This window comes from Nonomuraea sp. NPDC049709 (assembly GCF_040674815.1).
In the GTDB taxonomy this organism is placed as follows: Bacteria; Actinomycetota; Actinomycetes; order Streptosporangiales; family Streptosporangiaceae; genus Nonomuraea.
The window spans coordinates 32336-49465 of the sequence record NZ_JBFANM010000027.1 but is presented as its reverse complement, the minus strand read 5'-3'; the positions used below and the strand labels follow the sequence as shown (position 1 = coordinate 49465).

The following is a 17130-nucleotide window of genomic DNA, read 5'->3' as shown; positions in this document are numbered from 1 at the left end:
GCTTGCCTTACCCGCCTGCCTTGCCCGCTCGCCCTGCCCGCTCGCCCTGCCCGCCCATCATGCCCGCACGGTGCGGGACCGCGCCCGTAGGCCGCACCCGCACGGACCGTCCTCGGGGCACCGGCACTCCTCCTCCGGCGGCAGCAGCCCGGTGCCGCCGCTGAGGGTGCGCATGCGGTCCCAGTACGCCTGCCGGGTCCCGGGGCGCGGGCCGTCGAGCAGCCTGGCCAGGTCGGCGGCAAGGGGTGCGGGGACCAGCCCGGCGGGGGCTGCGGTGGCCAGATCGTACAGGACGCCCAGCCGTCCCGGCCGCTGAGCGGCGGTGGCCGACCGAACCTGACGCACGGCCTCGTGCAGCTCGGCCAGCCTCCGATGTTCCTCGACCGCCACACCCCGCACCCGGGCGATGGCGGCCGCGGCCTCCGCGGCGGCCGCACGCTCATTCGCACCGATCGTGCACCGGGCATCCACCTGGTACGTCAGCACGCCCTGCTCGGAGGCGGGCCCGGTGGCGGTGTGGGTGGTGGCGGTGTGGGTGGGGCGGATGTCTACGGGGATGGGCGGGTGGCCGGGGACCTCGATGTCCAGCAGGCCCGGGCCGTAGGTGCGGACGCGCGCGCCCATGAGCGCCGCGCCCCGCTCGACGGCCTTGGCGGCGGCGATCTCCGGCAGCGCCGCCGGGCCGCGCAGCGCGGCGACGTGCTCGGGGGCGAGCTCGCCCGCCCGGGCCAGCGCCACCAGCCTGGCCGCCGCCCCGGGCTGCCCGTCCGCCAGCCCTGCCCGCTCGACCTCGGCCCGCAGCATCGAGGCGAGTGCGGGCGTGGCGCTGCCCCCGCCGTTCGGGACGGAGGCGGGCGGGCGCGATGGCGTCGTTTCACCGTTCAGCGCTGACGCCTGCGACCTCGGCGGCATCGTCTCGCCATTCGGAGCGGAGGCGAGCGGCTGAGGGGGCGCCGTCTCGCCGCTCAGCGCCGAGGCGAGCGACCCGGCCTGGGGTGGCTCGCCGTTCAGGGCGGAGGCGAGGGATCGGCGGTGGTTCGGGGCGGAGTGGGTCTGCGCGATGGCGGTGATCAGGCCGCGAACCCTGGCGAGCGTCGCCGCGTCCTGGGCCGCGAGCCTGGGCGCGCCATCCGTACCCGGCCTCGCGGCGTGCCCGGCCACCTCGGCGGCAACGGCGATCATCGCCTGAGGTCCGCCGTCGGGCGGCATCTCCAGCACGAGCCGGTCGCGAGCACGGGACCGTACGGTGACCTCGGCCGCTCCCGGTGGGGGCACGACCTCCAGCGTGAAGCCGCCGCTGCCCGTTGTCACCGTGAACTCGCCCGATCGGCCCCGGGGCGCGATCGAGGAGACCCCCGCGACGCCGGCCAGCCCGGCGATCCCGGAACGAGCCGGGTCCACCCCGCCCGGCCCGAAGGGCGCGGGTCCGTCGTCGGGTCCCGGAAGGACGGCAGCGGCCGGTGTGCGGGAGCCCCATGGGGGTGGGGGCGGGGTGTGGCCGCGGCGTTCGAGGTCGGCGGCGATGGCGGTGATGGCCTCGGCGAGCCGTTCCCGGGTCGCCGGGTCCGCCGCCGCGCGCCACTTCCGCGACAGGTGCGCGTGCTCGTCCATCCGTGGCGTCAGGCAGTGGTCGGTGCCCTCGACGGCGTGGTGCTCCGACAGCGACGCCCTGACCACCCCCTGCCGGGCCCCGGCCGCCGCCGCGGCGCGTTCCTGGGCGACGTGCGAGATCTCGTGCACGAGCACGGACGACACCACGTGCGGGTCCACGCGCGGCCCGATCCGCAGCACGTGCGGGTCCTGCGCGGTGCCCGACCGCAGCTCGGTACGGCCGGTGAGCCCCTCGCCCGGGTCCTCCACCAGGACGCGGACGTGCTGGTCGGCCGTGGCCGGGAGCTGGATGAGGAGCCGGTCGGCCCCGGACCAGCGCAGGTTCGCCACGGCGCCGCCGAAGTCGGCCGGGGACACGTCCTGGCCGCGTACCTCGGCGAGGGTCAGCGCGGGAGCGCCCTCCGGGCGGGCCGCGGCGTCGAAGGGGGTGCCGGGCAGGGCCGGGGAGGTCACCGACGGGGGTGTCAGCCCCTGGGCGACGCTGCCGCCGGCCGGCGCGTGCGACGGCGCGGAGGCGGCCGGCCAGGCCGGGGCATCGGGTGCGGCCGGGCGCGCGTCCTGGGCCTCCAGCTCGACCGCGACCTGCCGGACGAAGGTGCCCTGCTCCTGGGAGTTCAGGAAGACGTGCCGCAGGTCCAGATTCTGCCGGTCGGCGGCGTCGAGGAGGTCGGGGGGCAGGGTGGCGAACGCCTCGGCGAAGCCGCCGTCCGGGGATTCGCTGCGCACCGTACCGTCGGGGGCGGCCCGGTAGCGGCGCAGGCCGCCCGGCTCGTGCACGGCCACCAGCGCCACCGCCCCGCGCTCCCGGGCCGCGATCCGCGCGTCCCCGAGGACCTGGATCAGTCCCTTCCGGCCGCTCTCGGGAACGAACCGGAACGTCCCCAGCCCCGCGGGCTCGGTCCCGAGCCGGACACCCGACTCCATCCGGGAGCGCAGCTCCTCGATCTCGTCCCCGAAGAGGGTGACGTCCGCCTCGCCGGCGGCGGCGCCCGGCAGGTGGATCGGGTCGCCGACGGGCCGGACGTTGCCGTCGCGCGTGCGGGTCACGTACCGGAAGGTGAGGTCGTAGTCCACGCGGAGCCGGACGGTGTACGCCTTGCCCTTCTCGAACTTGCTGCGCTCGCGGCGCCCGCCGTGATGGTCGTTCACGCTCTCCGACGCCTGCTCGCCGGCCCGCGCGCCGATGTCGAGGCCCAGGTCGCCGATCTTCGTGCCGCCGCTCAGCCCGACGGGCAGGACGCGGCTGCGGGAGACGGAGACGTTCTGGGCGTCGGCCTTCCTGTCCACCTCGCCCTTCTCCGCGTCGAACGGCCCGGCCACGATCGTGAAGTCCGACAGGCGGGCGCCGATCGTGACGTCGGCGCCCTGGTTCCGGAACTTCTGCCTGGCCACCGACACGACGAGGTCCCCGTCGGGCCCGGTCATCCGCTCGAAGCCGGTGATCAGGGCGGACGGCGACAGCCGGGCGACCAGTTCGGCCCGGCGCTCGGTGACGGTGTCCGCGCCGAGCATCTTCGCCAGCCGGGCGGTGACGATCTCCAGCAGCGTGGGCCGGCCCGGGTCCTCCCGCAGGGTCTCGGGGAAGTGGCCGGGGTGGAGCTCGACCCGACGGGGGTCGGTCGCGGTGGTGACCGGCCCGGGGTCCTGACCGGCGGGCCTGCTCATGCCGGTCGGCAGGCGGCGTACGAGGGCGGCGTCGTACCTCCGCGGAGCCGGGCGGGGCCGGCGGAGGACGCGCTCGGCGGCGGCCCGGAGCGCGGCCACGGTGCGGGGCATGCGGGACGCGCCCGGCAGCGTACGCGTGCGGGCCGACCGGCGCTCGACCTCGATGACGAGCGTCATGTCCTGCCGCACCCGGTTGAGCCCGTTGAACAGGCCGATCCGCTGCAGCCTCGTTCCCTGCTCGTTGGTGGAGCTGGAGTAGGAGCGGCCCCGGTCCGTGGACAGGCCGCCGCCGCCTCCGTCACCGTCGTCCACGGCGGACCCGTCGACGCCGGCCGAGTAGGAGCCGTTGTACGCCTCCGTGTGCGACCGGTCGGTGTAGCGGTAGCGCTGGATGATGATGCCGGAGTCGGACGTGTGGCCGACCAGCGTCGCGCGGCGGGGGTCGGCGCCTTCGGCGGGCTCCAGGCGCACCCGTACGGTGACCACCTCGGCCTGGTCGGCCTGCGCGCCGGTGTGCACGTGGTAGCTCTTCTCGAAGCCGCCCGGCGACCACATGTCGGGGATGTGGATCTGCCCCCGGTCACCGGCGAAGTCGACGCTCAGCTCCTTTCGCAGCGTCGGCGTGCCCTCCTCGGCGCCCGGCACGGCGGCGTTCACGGCGTCCAGCACCGCGTTCAGCAGGTGGACCTGCTCGCCCTGGCCGTCGGTCAGGTCGAACGACTCCACCACGCTCAGGCCCATGGCGTTCTCGTACTGGGGGGCCAGCACGACGTCCTCGGCGCGCGCGATCTGGTCCAGCGCCGAGCCGAGTGCCTGGTCGAGCCGCTGCTCGGCCTCCCCCTGCCGGACTCTGGTGGCGGCCGGGCCGAGCCCCGCGACGTCCTTGAGCGCCTTGAGCAGGCTCTTGGCGTCGTGCCGCGCGCCGACCCCCACGTCCTCGCCGCGGGCCCGCGCCTCGGTCAGGGCCTTGACGTACGCCTGGACCAGCGGCACGGCGAGGGTCCTGTCCAGGGTCAGGCTGCCGTTGCGGAACCGCTCGACCGCTTCGGCGACCACGGCGAGCGGGAGCCGGAGCTCGCCGTCGGCGTACATGCACAGCGCGTCGTACTCGGGGATGGAGAACAGCGCGCCACCCGCCGCCGGGGCCGACCCGCGGGAGGTGAGCGGGATCCGGTCCCCCTCCGTCGGAATGGCGTTCGCGGTGCTCTCGGAGCCGGTGAGGGTGAGGTTCACGTCGGCGCGCAAAAGGTACTGCCGGCCGAACTCGATCGTCAGCTCCTCGGTGCCCCAGATGTCCAGGACGGAGGTCGAGGTCGAGGTGCCGCCGGACCGCGAGGGCAGCGAGAGCGTGCCGCCGTCGCTGGACGTGCCGCCGCCGTCCAGGTCGCTGCCGCCGACCGAGGCGCCGATCGAGAGGCCGGACGACCCGCCCCACGACACGCCGGCGCTGCCCAGCCCGAACATGATGCGCCCCATCACGTGGTCGATGACGCCCACGTACTGCGCGTCGCCCATCTCGCCCGCCACCGACAGCGACGAGCGCGTGGGCCCGAGGCCCTGCGGGCGGATGCCGACGTCGGTGCTGATCGGCGTCTCGAACAGCTCGGGGTGGGAGATCAGGTTCCGCACGCTGAGGAACGCCGCGAAGTGGTGGAACGCGGGGGCCTTGATGGAGTTGCGGCCTTCCTCGGTGAGATGGAAGGTCTTGCGCCCCTCGTTCTCCTCCGCGACCACCAGGCCCTCGTCGATGAGCTGCTGCAGCGCCGGGTAGACGGCGCCCGGGCTGGGCGTCCAGCCGCCCTCGCTGCGCTCGGCGATCTCCTGGATGACCTGGTAGCCGTTGCGCGGCTCCTCGGCGAGCAGGGCCAGGATCGCGGCGCGTACGTCGCCCCGCTTGGCCTTGAGGGGCGAGACGTCCCGCATCGCCCTCGGCACCACCTGCCGCGCGGCGGCCATCAAGCCGCGCACGTCCAGGTGCAGGAGCGTCGCCTGGCTGAGCAGCTTCGGGGTCGGCCTGCCCACCGAGGCCGCCGCCGGGTCCGTCGCCGACGGGTTGTCCGGGGGCAGGAGGTCGGCGGCGAGGGCCAGCCGGGCGCTGCCCGGGCGCGAGTCCAGCGACGTGGTCGTGCCGTCGTGCAGCAGGTCCACGGAGAGCTGGTGGTCGACGTCGAAGATCGCGACAGGGCCGGTGCTCTCCGAGAGCGTCACGATGTTGACGGTGCTGCCGGTGCTGGAACCCGCCGTACGGGTGCGGTTGCCGCCGCCGTTCACGCCCACCTCGTGCGACAGGCCGTCCTGGCCCTCGTCGGGGCCGTCGCTCTCGCTCAGGGATGGATTGCCCCCGTACGTCCTGGACCGGCTGATGGCGCGCGCCGAGGTGTCCGTGCCGATGTCGAGGTTGACCACCGACTCCGTGTCGGTCACCCCCACATACGTCCCCCGGTTGCTGAAGTCCTGCTGGAGCGACACGCGCACCGTGTAGTGCTCCGGGGCGCTGTTGCGGCCGTGCAGCACCAGGTCGACGAGAATGCCGTCCTGCGCGATCTGGTCGTAGGCGGTCCGCAGCCGGTGCTCGGACAGCTGCGTGACGATCTCCTGCTGGTTGAGGATCTGGCTGGCCCGCACGAGGGCGTTGCCGTCGTACTGGGGCACGCCGCCGACGACCTTGGGCACGACGCCGTTCTTGGCGAGCTGGTCCAGCACCGACCGGGTGAGCCCGTCCAGCCCCTTGATCTCCTGTACGAGGGCCGGTCCGGAGCCGCGCATCTGGCCCGGGCCGTCGCCGAGCCACTCGGGCAGCTCGCTCCTGCGCCCCTTGATCGGCACCGGCCGGGGATCGCCGCGCAGCACCTCGTTGCCGTCGGGGCCGGTCAGCGTCCTGCCGTCCTGGCGGATCAGCGCCGCGGCGTCGACCGGCAGGCCGAAGCGGTAGGCGGCCGACTCCTGCATGCGCACGAGCGCGGTGCTGCGCATCGGCGGCAGCTTGACGGGGCGGTCGCCGACCTTCTCCACGGTGAACGTGTGCCGCAGCTCCAGCCGGTAGCCCTGCGTGTTCCGGGTCTTGCGGTGCACGCTCGGGTGGATCGCCTGCCCGTTGGCCGTGGCCGAGTACGACTGCGACGCCGCCCTGCTGCCCTTGAGCCTGGGCCCCAGCTTCGGGAGGTATTCGGCCATGTCACCGAGGACATCCACCTCGGCCAGCCCAGGATGGTTGAACCCGGCGGAGAGGTTGCCCTCCAGCGAACCCCCGAACGACGACCCGCCCGGCGCCGCGGCGAAGTCGACGAGCACCTCCTCCTCCCACTCGGCGTCGCTCGGCGCGCCCACCAGCTGGGAGGCCACCAGCACGACGTCGGTCTTGACGTGAATCCGGGCGAGCGGCTCGCCGTCCACGGCGAGGACGCGGTCGAATCCGTTGACCGCCTCCCGCAACCGGCTGGGCAGCTCCTCGGTGACGAACTTGCGCAGGTGGCCGTTGGCGTTCGAGCCGATCTGGGCGAAGTCGCCGCCGAGCCGGCCCATGAGGGTGTCGAGGGCGTCCTCCAGGCCGGTCATGCCGGTGACGACGTGGTTGGGCATGACGGGGTTCCGCCTGGCGTCGTCGATCCAGGTCCGCTTGCGGGGCGCCTGGTCGGTGTAGGAGTGCGAGACCCACAACCGCTGGGCGGCCGTGTCGCCGGGGACGCCTGAGCTGACCGTGGTGGTGTTCCGCCACTCGCCGTCCCGCCCCGTACGGAGCGAGACCGTCCACGTGGCCGCCGCGTCGAACAGCAGCGACTCGCTCCGGTTGTCGGAGACCGAACCACCCTGCGCGAACGTGCCCGCCCCGCCCGACGTCGACCAGTTGCGCCCGGCGCTCACCCCGACGCCGACACCCAGCAGCTCGACCGCCGCCCGCGGCCACTCGCCCTCGGGCAGCAGCTGCGCCAGCACCGAGGTGTTGAAGCCGAGGGGCACGCTGCCGCTGCCCGACTCGGTGGCGCTGACCGTGCGGCCGGCCTGGAAGAAGATGCCCACCATCATCTCGGACGCCTTCACGGCCGGGTCGATCACCTCGACCAGGTCGGCGAGGGTCAGCTTGATCCGCAGCTCGGCCGCCGCCCCGCCCTGGCCGACGCGCAGCACCACGCCGTCGGCGGAGACGACCTTGTGGAAGTCGGCGCGTAAGGCCCGTTCCAGCTCGTCGGGGGTGAACCGCTTGGCGATGCCGTCGCGTTCCAGGAGTTCGTTGACGGTGCCGGTGAGCGCGCCGAGATGGGCCATCCTGCCGGTGGGCATCGCCGCGGACAGGGCGATCTCCTGCGGCAGCGCGGCGGCCAGCGCGTCCAGATACCGCCGATGCCGCCGCTCGGCCTCCGCCGCCAGGGAGGGGGCGATGTCGGCCATGCCCACCCCACCAGGCCAGACGGGCGCCGCGGCCTGGTTCGGCGGCGCCGGCCGGCTGGCCGCCGCGACCTGGTTGACGGCCGCGAGCAGGCGCTCGTACGCCTCCCGCGTCCGGGTGGCCTCCTCCAGGGCGGCGGCGTACGCCTGGGCGATCCTGGTGTGCCGCGCCTGCGTGGCCCGGTGGCCGCGGGTCTCCCGCCTGGCCTTGCGGGCACGCTCGTGCCGGCCGCTGTCGTGGTGGTTCAGCGTCCTGCGGCCCGCGCGGCCGGACGCCTTCGCCTGCTCCCCCGCGCTCTTCGCGCTCTCCTTCTTCGTGGTGACCTGCTGCTGGAGTGCCTGCTCCGCCGCCTGCAGGGCCGCGATGAGGGCGCGCAGGTCGTCGGCTGCCGGAAGCTCTCCCTGCGCCGGGGCCGGCACCGGCGGCGCGTGAGCCGGGCGCCCGTCCTGGGCCGGTGCCCAGGGCGGTGGTGGCGGGGTGTCGCCGTGCTCGCGCAGCTCGCGGTGCACGCCGTCGATGTCCACCGCGAGCCGGCGCTTCTCGGGCATCGTGCTCGCCCGGTGCCATTGCTCGGTGAGGTACGCCAGCTCGTTGCGCCTGGCGGGCACGCAGTCGTCCCGCGTGGGGCGGGCCGGCTTGAGCGCCCTGCGCAGGATGCCCTGCTGCGGCCTCCCCCTGTCCGCCGCCAGCCATTGCAGCGTGTCGGTGATCTCGTGCAGCCAGACCCTCGGGAGCTGGTCGGAGGCCATGCGGGGGGCGAGGTGCACGATGTGCGGGTCCTCGGCCGTGCCCGACCTCAGCTCGGTCTGGCCCATGAGGGCGGCGTCCAGGCCGCCGACGACGGGGCGGAAGTGCTGGGTGCCGCCCGTCTCCGTGCTGACCACCAGGGTCTCGCCGCCCGGCGACCAGGTCAGGCCGGTCACGTCCTCGTTGTCGTTGAGGAAGTGGTCCGGGGTCAGGTCGGCGGTGCCGTCACGCGCCTCGTCGACGGTCAGGTCGGGGCCCTGGCGGGCATCGGGCACGTACCTGGTGCCGGGGACGGGCCTGGAGGTGACCGTGCCGGGCCTGGAAGTGAGCGCCGGCTTCCGTGAGGGGCCGGGCGTGTCCGGGGCGGCGTCCGGGGCCGTGCTCGGTGCCGGGGCCGTGCTCGGCGCCGGAGCCGTGCTCGGCGCCGGGGCCGACAGCGTGTCGTCGGCTTGGGCGACCAGCAGCAGGGCGGCCGCCTCCACCTGCAGGTCCGTCTGGTTCCTGACCTCGGCGGCGCGCATGTCGAGCGCCGTGCGGACGCGGGCCATGGTGGCGGCCGGGATGATGCGGTGACCGTCGCCGTTCGGGACGATCAGGTCGCCGGTGGGACCGACCACCGCGCCGGGGAAGTTCGCGCTGAGCGCGTCCAGCAGCGCCGCTCTGGCCCTGACCCCCGCCGGCATGGCCGTCAGCGCGGAAGCGGGCGAGGTGGCCTCGGCCCGCGTCTCCGTCTGTGCTTGGGGTGCGGGGCCGGTCTGCTGGTCGGCCGCCGAAGCCTGCGGTTCTGCGGGCGCCGAAGCCTGCGGGTCCGGGGGTGCCGAAGCCTGCGGGTCCGCGGGCGCCGAAGCCTGCGGGTCCGCGGATGCGGGGGGCGCGGGCTGGTCGGCCGCCGGCGAAGCGGCGTTCCCCTCCTCGGTCGCGGCGCCCTCCGGCTGGGCGGGACCGGCCGCGACCTCCGAGTCGCTGCCGTCCGCCGGCGCGCTCGCGTGGGGAGCGGTCTCGCCGTCGCCGGGCGTCGTCGCCCCGGCGCCGTGCGCCTCCGAGCCGGCGTCGGGCGCCGTCGGGGGTTCCTCGGCCACCGCGCCATCCGTCGCCGGGCTGCTGGTCGCCGCATTCGGCTTCCCGTCCGCAGTCGCCGTGGCCGGGTCGGGGGCAGGGGTGGTGGGGTCGTCGGGCTGGGCGGGGTCCTCGGCAGCGCGGTCCGGGGAGCTGGAGGAGCGCCTCTGGGAGGACGGGTCGAGGTCGGGGGACGCAGGGTTGGTTCTGTCCGGCTGGCTCCCGGGGCTCGGGGCCGCCATACCGGCCGGGCGCTGGGCGGGAACGGTGGCCGGTTCCGGGACGCGGACGGCGCCGGGGGCGCTGGGCCCGCCGTCCGGGGTGGGGGCCGTGGCCGGGGAGGACGGGCCGGACGGCCCCGCGGGGCCGGTTCCCGCGCGGGAGGCGTCGGTGCGGGCGGCGGCGTCGTACGCGGCGGCGAGCGTGCTCGTCGGGTTGGCCAGGGCCGCGACGACGTCCGGGTTGAACGGGCTGATGCTCCCCGTACGCCCTACGCCGCCCAGGAAGCCGCCCGTCATCGAGTCCATCGTGAACGGGTTCTGCCACTGCCCGTACACCGCGCCGTTGGCGATGAAGCTGCCGACCGGCGAGGCGATCGTGTTGGTCAGGCCGGTCGTCAGCGCCCGCCCGGTGAAGCCGGGCACCTCGCGGGTGACGCGGGAGACGGGCCCGGCCAGCCGGGTGCCGACGATCGCGCCGGTCCCGGCGCCGATGATGGCGGCCTGGGACTTCTGCCAGTCCCACTCCGCCCGGGTGCCCAGCTTCATCTGCTGGTACTGGGCCGCCGCGTCGATGAAGAACTCCTCGCCGATCTCCTCGATCAGCTCCCTGCCGATCGGGGAGGCCAGCAGCCGGGTGAGGGCGCCGCGCCCGGTGGCCCCGCTGAGCACGGCGACCCTGGCCAGCCTGGTCGCGCCGACCTCCCGGCCGGCCAGCGTCGCGAGCCTGACCAGGATGCGGCTCAACGCCGCGCGGGCCCCGGCCGCGTACGGGCCGATGAGCGCGGTGGAGGCGCCCGCGCTGAAGAAGGAGACGACGATGGCGATGGCGATGGCGACGACCGTCACCCAGAACGCCACGTTGACGGACAGCTTGGAGTACTGCGTCTCGACGGCGAAGTTGTCGGCCTGCTGCGCGTACGCCAGCGCGTTGCCGCTCACCCCGGCCATGCCGCCCGCGTTGCCGTACAGCTCGCGGGCCCTGGCGACGAAGGCCGCGGTGGCGGGCGCGGACCAGCCGGTCACGATGGTGCGCGCGGCCGTGCCCGCGGGCTCGGCGGAGCCGCTGCTCCCCTCGGCCAGCGCGGCGTATGCCCGGGCCAGCGCCGACAGCCCGCTCTCGCTGGCCAGGGGCCATTTCTGGCCGGCGGACAGCATCGGGATCAGCCAGTAGACCACCCAGTCGGGCAGCGCCTCGGTCTCCCAGACCGGCCGGATGTCGCTGTCGATGCTGGCGAAGTCCTGGCGGGTGGGCAGCCCGCCGGAGCCCTGGACGTCGGTTCCCCCCGAGTGAGACATGTGCTCCGGCCTCAGACCTCGCGCGTCATGGCGGTGAGGTCGTGCCGGATGTCGGCGTCCGTCTGGAGCGTGTTGTCGATGGCCTGGCGCAGCCGGTCACCGGCGTCCGTGATGCCCCGGGCGAGCCGGGTGCATTGGGTGAGCATCTCCATGGGGCCGTTGTCGCGGAAGTGCGCCTGGCAGAAGGCGTCGCCCTCCGCTCCCGGGCCCCACGGAGCGGTCGCCAGGCACGCCTCGACCTCGGCGGTGAGCTGCGGCAGCGCCTTCTCAAGCTCCTCGGCCATCGTGGACCACTGGGAGATCCCCCTGTCGACCACGGGCCGGGCGATGTACGTGCCGTCCCACCCGTTCATCTGCCGCCTCCCATCTGGTCCGCCAGCCGGGCCAGGACCGTCTCGACATCACCGTCGAGGTGCGCCTTGAACTGGTCGGGAGGGATCACCGGCTCGAAGATCTTCATGACGCGCTCCTGCGCCGTGGCGGCCGCGCGCCGCGCGGTCTCCGCGATCGTGTCGGCCAGCCCGCGGGCGTCGGGGCGCCGGTAGATGCGCGGGTCGAGGTCGATCCGGACGAGCTCGCCGCGCGCGCCCACGGTCACCGAGACCAGGCCGTCGCGCGAGGTCTCGGTCGCCTGGACAGCCTTCGCCCTGGCGTGCAGTTCGAGGCCCTCGTCCTGCAGCCGGGTGAACATGTCGCGCAGCTCGTCGGCGTACGCCCGCATCCCCGCTACGTCGGGCCGCTCCGATGATTCCATAACCCCCTCGTGACGTTCGCACCTGTTACGACGCATCTGCCTAAAGAGTTAGTTTCTGTCACATGAACACCACGAAACAAGGTCTTAGCCTAAAAGTGTTTTTCGTGGGAGGTGAGAAGCACGGTTTCCTCGCGTAGTGCCCCGGCCTCCGACCGGGGCACCCAGCGGCGGTAGACGCCCCGTTCGACCCGCTCCAGCCCCAGCTCGCGAGCGGTGACCGCGGACCCCCCGAGGTATTCCAGCAGCAGCTGCCCGTCCCGCTCGTCGTGCACCTGGAACGGCTCCCCGCGCCAGCGGCACACGACGGTCACGAAGTGCAGCGACTCGCACTCCGGCGCGGGGACGGTACGCACGTGGCAGCCGGGCTCGACCTCCTCGAAGCCCTCCACCGGCTCGGCACTGCGCAGGCGTACCCACAGCTCCAGGGCGTGCGGCTCGGGGCTGGCCGGGTAGTCGGCGCCGCGCCAGCGGGCCCGGTAGCCGTGCCAGGCCGTCATGACCGCGTCCCGATCAGCAGCCAGCGCCGCAGGTCGCCGTGGTAGATGGCCTTGCGGTGCTCGGTCCCCTCGACGGTGAGCTCCCAGATCTCGGAGCCGTGGGGCAGGCCCACGCCGTACACCTTGTACTCGCGGATGACGTTGTCGACGCTGGGCACCAGACCCATGCCCACGAACGGCGGCTCCTCCACCACCCAGCCCGCCACCGCCGCCCGGCCCTCCTCGTCCGTCCCGCCGTACGGGGTGCGGTAGAGGCCGAGGCCCACGGGACGCCAGCGCAGGATGTTCAGCGAGCCACTGCCGGTCAGCAGGTCCGGCCGGCCCAGCGCGGCGGCGAGGACGGCCGGGGTGGCGATGTGCGAGACGTCCAGCGCGTGGTGGCAGTAGCCCGACACCCTCGGCTCGGCCGCGGCCAGCAACCCCGGGATGTCGCCGGGCGCCAGCAGCTTCTGCACCACCGGCACGCCCGACCCGGGTTCGAGCAGCAGGTCCTGGGCCATCGTGGGCACCGCCAGCCGGGCCAGCGTCCCCGGCTCCAGCATGAACGCCACCGGTAGCCCGGGATTGACCGCCAGCCCCCACCGAGGGTCCGGCCACCCGGCGGCCAGCTCGGCCATCGACCCGACCCGGCAGTGCGTGGCGGCGCCGCCGGTGGACAGCCGCATCGCCTCGACCGAGGTGTAGGCCAGCACCCAGGTACGCCCGGCGTCGGCGGCGGTCGCCCAGGCGGGCGCCTCGCGCCCCTCGGCCGCGGCGGCGGTGATCGGCAGCGCCAGGTCGGCCTCGCGCAGCAGGCTCAGGCACAGCGCCCGCTGCCCGTCCCGGTACGCGGCCCACAGCCGCTCCTCGAAGGGACCGGCCGGTGGGTGATCATCGGCAGTCATCCGCCCATTCTGTCCCCCTTCCTGCCGGTACGGTCCAGCGAGGGGTTGCACCCCACCCCCTTCCGGCCAACGATGGAGGTTGATGACCGGAGAAGGCGATTCCTCAGAGCGCTTCACCGTCTCGATCGGCCTGCACGAGAGCGTCATCGTGGCCCACGCGACTGGCGAGCTCGACCACCAGTGCGCGAACCTGCTGCACCGGCAGGTGAAGGAGGCCTGGCAGGTGGCCCCCTACGCCGGACTCGTCCTGGACCTGAGCGGCCTGACCTTCTGCGACTCCATGGGGGTGGGCGTGCTGGTGCTGCTGCTGAACCAGAGCCGCGAGCAGGGGTCCCCGCTGGTCCTGTCGAGCGTGCCGGGGCGGCTGGACCGGATCCTGTCCGTCACCGGCCTGCGCGAGTTCTTCCTGATCGAGCCCTCGGTCGAGGCGGCCATCCAGGCGGCCGCCGCGGCCGCGACGGACGCGGCGGGAGAGGGCGACGCCCCGCGAGCCTGAGTGCTACCGGATCTTTCGACCGGAGCGTGCGCCGGTCACAATGGTCGTTCGATCCCTCGTCATCGGGAGGTGTGATGACCGCTGCCCCGCCTCCTGGCATGGACGCCCTCCTGGGCGAAGGCGGATCGATGGGGGCGCTCATGCGCCACCGGTGCTGGCAGGGCACGCCACTGGGGCCGATGGCCGGCTGGCCGCAGAGCCTGCGGAGCTCGGTCGGCATCTGCCTGAGCTCGCGGTTTCCCATGATCATTTTCTGGGGGCCGGAGCTGGCCCAGCTCTACAACGACGCCTACGTCCCGATCCTCGGCAGCAAGCACCCTGCCGCGCTCGGACAGCCGGCGGAGGAGTGCTGGCGCGAGATCTGGGACGTGATCGGGCCGATGTTGCGCCAGGTGCTCGACCGGGGGCAGGCCACGTACTCCGACGACCTGCTGCTCATCACCCAGCGGTTCGGCTTCCGCGAGGAGTGCTACTTCACCTTCTCCTACAGCCCCGTACGGGACGAGTCGGGCGGCGTCGGCGGCGTCTTCTGCGCGGTCACCGAGACGACGGAGCGGGTGGTCGGCGAGCGGCGGCTGGCCATCCTGCGCGAGCTCGGCCAGCAGACGCTCGCGGCCACCTCCGCCGCCGAGGCGTGTGCGGACGCCGCCGCCGTCTTCGCGCGCAGCCTCGCCGAGGTGCCCTTCGCGCTGCTGTACCTGCTGGACGCCGACGGCCGTACGGCCACCCTGGCCGGGGCCGCGGGCCTGCCGCCGGGCCACCCGCTGAGCCCGATCACGGTGGATCTCGACGGACCCGCCTGCTGGCCGCTGGCGGCGGCGCTCGGCGGCCCGCAGGAGGTGCCGTGCCCGGCCGGTTTCGAGCCGACCCGGCTGACCAGGGCGGGGTTCGACCCGCCCCACACGGCGATGATCTCACCGCTGCTGCAGGCGGGGGCCGAGCGCCCGGCGGGCTTCCTGGTGGCGGGGGTCAGCAGCGCGCGGCCGCTGGACGACGACTGCCGCACGTTCCTCGGGCTGGCCGCCAGCCACATCTCGGCGGCCCTGGCCAACGCCACCGCGTTCGAGGCCGAGCGGCGCCGCGCCGAGCAACTGGCCGAGCTCGACCGGGCCAAGACGATGTTCTTCTCCAACGTGAGCCACGAGTTCCGCACGCCGCTCACGCTGATGCTCGGCCCCGCCGAGGACCTGCTCGCGGCACCGCTGCCGGACGCCGACCGCGAGCGGGTGCGGACCATTCACAACAACGCCCTGCGGTTGCTCAAGCTGGTCAACACCTTGCTGGCGTTCTCCCGCAGCGAGGCCGGGGCCATGCCGGCCGACCTGCGGCCCGCCGACCTGGCCGGGCTCACCGGCGAGCTGGTCAGCCTCTTCCAGGTGGCGGTCGAGCGCGGCGGGCTGGCGCTGGTCGTCGAGTGCGCGGCACTGTCGCGGCCGGTGCTCCTCGACCGCGACATGTGGGAGAAGGTCATCCTCAACCTGCTGTCCAACGCGTTCAAGTTCACCCTGGAGGGCGAGATCAGGGTGCGGGTGGAGGAGGCGGGCGACCGGGCGCGGGTCACGGTCACCGACACCGGGGTCGGGATCGCGGCCGAGGAGCTGCCGCGGCTGTTCGACCGCTTTCACCGCGTCTCCGGCACGCGGGCCCGGAGTGGGGAGGGCAGCGGCATCGGGCTGGCGCTGACCCGCGAGCTCATCCACCGCCACGGCGGGACCATCGAGGTGGAGAGCACGCAGGGGAAGGGCACCACCTTCACGGTGCTGCTCCCGTTCGCGCCCGACCCGGTGCGGGAGGCGGCGGCGGCCGGTCTCGATCACGGGGTCCAGGCGGCGGCCTACGTGCAGGAGGCGCTCGGCTGGACGCCGTACCCGCCCTCGCCCGGCGACCCCGCCCCCGAGGTGCTGATCGTCGACGACAACGCCGACATGCGCGCCCACCTCGTCCGGCTGCTGTCGCCGCACTGGCGGGTCTCGGCCGTCGCCGACGGGCGGGCCGCGCTGCGGGCCGTCGAGCTCGCGCCGCCCGAGCTGGTGCTCACCGACGTGATGATGCCGGGGCTCGACGGGTTCGAGCTGCTGCGCGCCCTGCGCGCGGACGAGCGTACGCACACCGTCCCCGTCATCATGGTCTCGGCGCGGGCCGGGCAGGAGGCCACGATCGAGGGGCTGTCGGCAAGGGCGGACGACTACCTGATCAAGCCGTTCACCACCGTCGAGCTCGTCGCCCGGGTCGGCGCGCACCTGCGGCTGTCCCGGCAGCGCAACCAGGTGGCGCGGCGCCTCCGGGAGCTCACCGAGATCACCGAACGGCTGCACGCCAGCCTCGATCCCGCCGAGATCGCCGGCACGGTGTGCGAGTGGCTCGTGCCCGAATACGCGGCCGGCTGCGCGATCTGGCTCCTCGACGAGGGCGGCGAGAGCGGCGCCGGGCCCTCCTCCGGCCGCGGCGTTCCGGTACCCCTGGCCCGGCGCGGCAGCGTGTCCGGCTCCGCCCTGGACGGGCCACCGGCCGGCCTCGGCGAGCGCCGCTCTCCCGACCGGATCGCCGTGCCCCTGCGCGGCCCCGGCGACACGGCCGGCGTGATCGTCCTCGACTCGCCCACGCCCGTGGCCGACGACGCTTTCGAGCAGGGCTTCCTCACCGCGCTGGCCGACCGCGCCGCGCTGGCCCTGGAGAACGCCGCCGCCTACCGCAACGAGCGCCGGATCGCCCTGCACCTGCAGCGGTCGCTGCTCCCCCAGAAGCTGCCCGACGTCGACGGCGTCGAGCTGGCCGCCCGCTACGTGGCCGGCGCGGCCGGGCAGCTCGTCGGCGGGGACTGGTACGACGCGATCGCCCTGCCTGAGGGCCGGCTCGCCCTCGTGATCGGCGACGTCATGGGCAAGGGGGTGGAGGCCGCCGCCCTGATGGGCCGGTTACGTACCGCCATCCACGCCTACACCCTCGAGGGCCTGCTGCCCGCGCCGCTGCTGGAGCGGCTCAACGTCTTCCTGGACCGCGACGGGACCCGCCAGTTCACCACGCTCTGCTACGCCCTGCTCGACCCCGCCAGGCGGCACCTGGAGATCGCCAACGCCGGGCACCTGCCCCCGCTGGTGGTGCCCGCCTCCGGCCGCGCCCGCCTGCTGGAGGTCTTCCACGGGCTCGCGCTCGGCGTCGATCCCCGCTACACCTACCGCAGCCAGTCCTTCAGCGTCCCGCCGGGCGGCACGCTGCTCTTCTACACCGACGGGCTCGTCGAGAACCAGGAGCAGCTGCTCGGGGAGCGGCTGCTGGAGCTGCGCCTGGCCGTCACCGGCAAGGACAACGGCGCGGAGAGCGTGTGCGCCCGCGTCATGCGCGCCATGGCGCCGGCCGGGAGTGACGACGACATCGCCGTGCTCGCGGTACATGTGCCCGCCCGGCGGCCGCGGTAGCCCCCTCCCACCTCCCGCCCGAGCCGGGCCGCCCGTACTTCGTCGAGAAGGGCCGGATCATCCCCGCGCACCTGCAGCCGGACACCTACGAGGTCTTCTACGT

General features: G+C 74.3%; 7 protein-coding genes. 2 read left to right on the top strand and 5 right to left on the bottom strand.

Translation table 11 applies throughout. The features are described from left to right. Positions 1-57 precede the first annotated feature (57 nt). The 5 genes from AB0J69_RS26705 to AB0J69_RS26685 form a co-directional block, all read right to left on the bottom strand. A complete protein-coding gene (locus tag AB0J69_RS26705; RefSeq protein ID WP_364122642.1) occupies positions 58-10980 on the bottom strand; it encodes a helix-turn-helix transcriptional regulator in 10923 nt (3640 codons plus the stop codon). A gap of 11 nt (positions 10981-10991) precedes the next feature. Beyond that, positions 10992-11333 carry a hypothetical protein gene (locus AB0J69_RS26700; protein ID WP_364122464.1) on the bottom strand — a complete coding sequence of 114 codons (342 nt, stop codon included), beginning with the start codon at positions 11331-11333 and terminating at the stop codon, positions 10992-10994. Further along, the gene (locus AB0J69_RS26695) at positions 11330-11734 is read right to left on the bottom strand and encodes a YbaB/EbfC family nucleoid-associated protein (RefSeq protein ID WP_364122462.1); all 405 of its coding nucleotides are present in this window, start codon (positions 11732-11734) and stop codon (positions 11330-11332) included. Before AB0J69_RS26695 ends, AB0J69_RS26700 begins: the two co-directional genes overlap by 4 nt. An 89-nt stretch (positions 11735-11823) precedes the next feature. Next, on the bottom strand, positions 11824-12231 hold the full coding sequence (locus tag AB0J69_RS26690; protein ID WP_364122460.1) for a hypothetical protein: 408 nt from the start codon (positions 12229-12231) through the stop codon (positions 11824-11826). Next, entirely contained in the window at positions 12228-13115 is an 888-nt protein-coding gene (locus tag AB0J69_RS26685) for an SseB family protein (RefSeq protein WP_364122458.1), read from the bottom strand. Before AB0J69_RS26685 ends, AB0J69_RS26690 begins: the two co-directional genes overlap by 4 nt. Before the next feature lie 82 nt (positions 13116-13197). Between AB0J69_RS26685 and AB0J69_RS26680 the strand changes: the two genes are divergently transcribed. Both AB0J69_RS26680 and AB0J69_RS26675 read left to right on the top strand, forming a co-directional pair. After that, a complete protein-coding gene (locus AB0J69_RS26680; protein WP_364122456.1) occupies positions 13198-13611 on the top strand; it encodes an STAS domain-containing protein in 414 nt (137 codons plus the stop codon). Positions 13612-13685: 74 nt separating this feature from the next. Beyond that, entirely contained in the window at positions 13686-17027 is a 3342-nt protein-coding gene (locus AB0J69_RS26675; RefSeq protein WP_364122454.1) for a SpoIIE family protein phosphatase, read from the top strand. Positions 17028-17130: the final 103 nt, after the last annotated feature.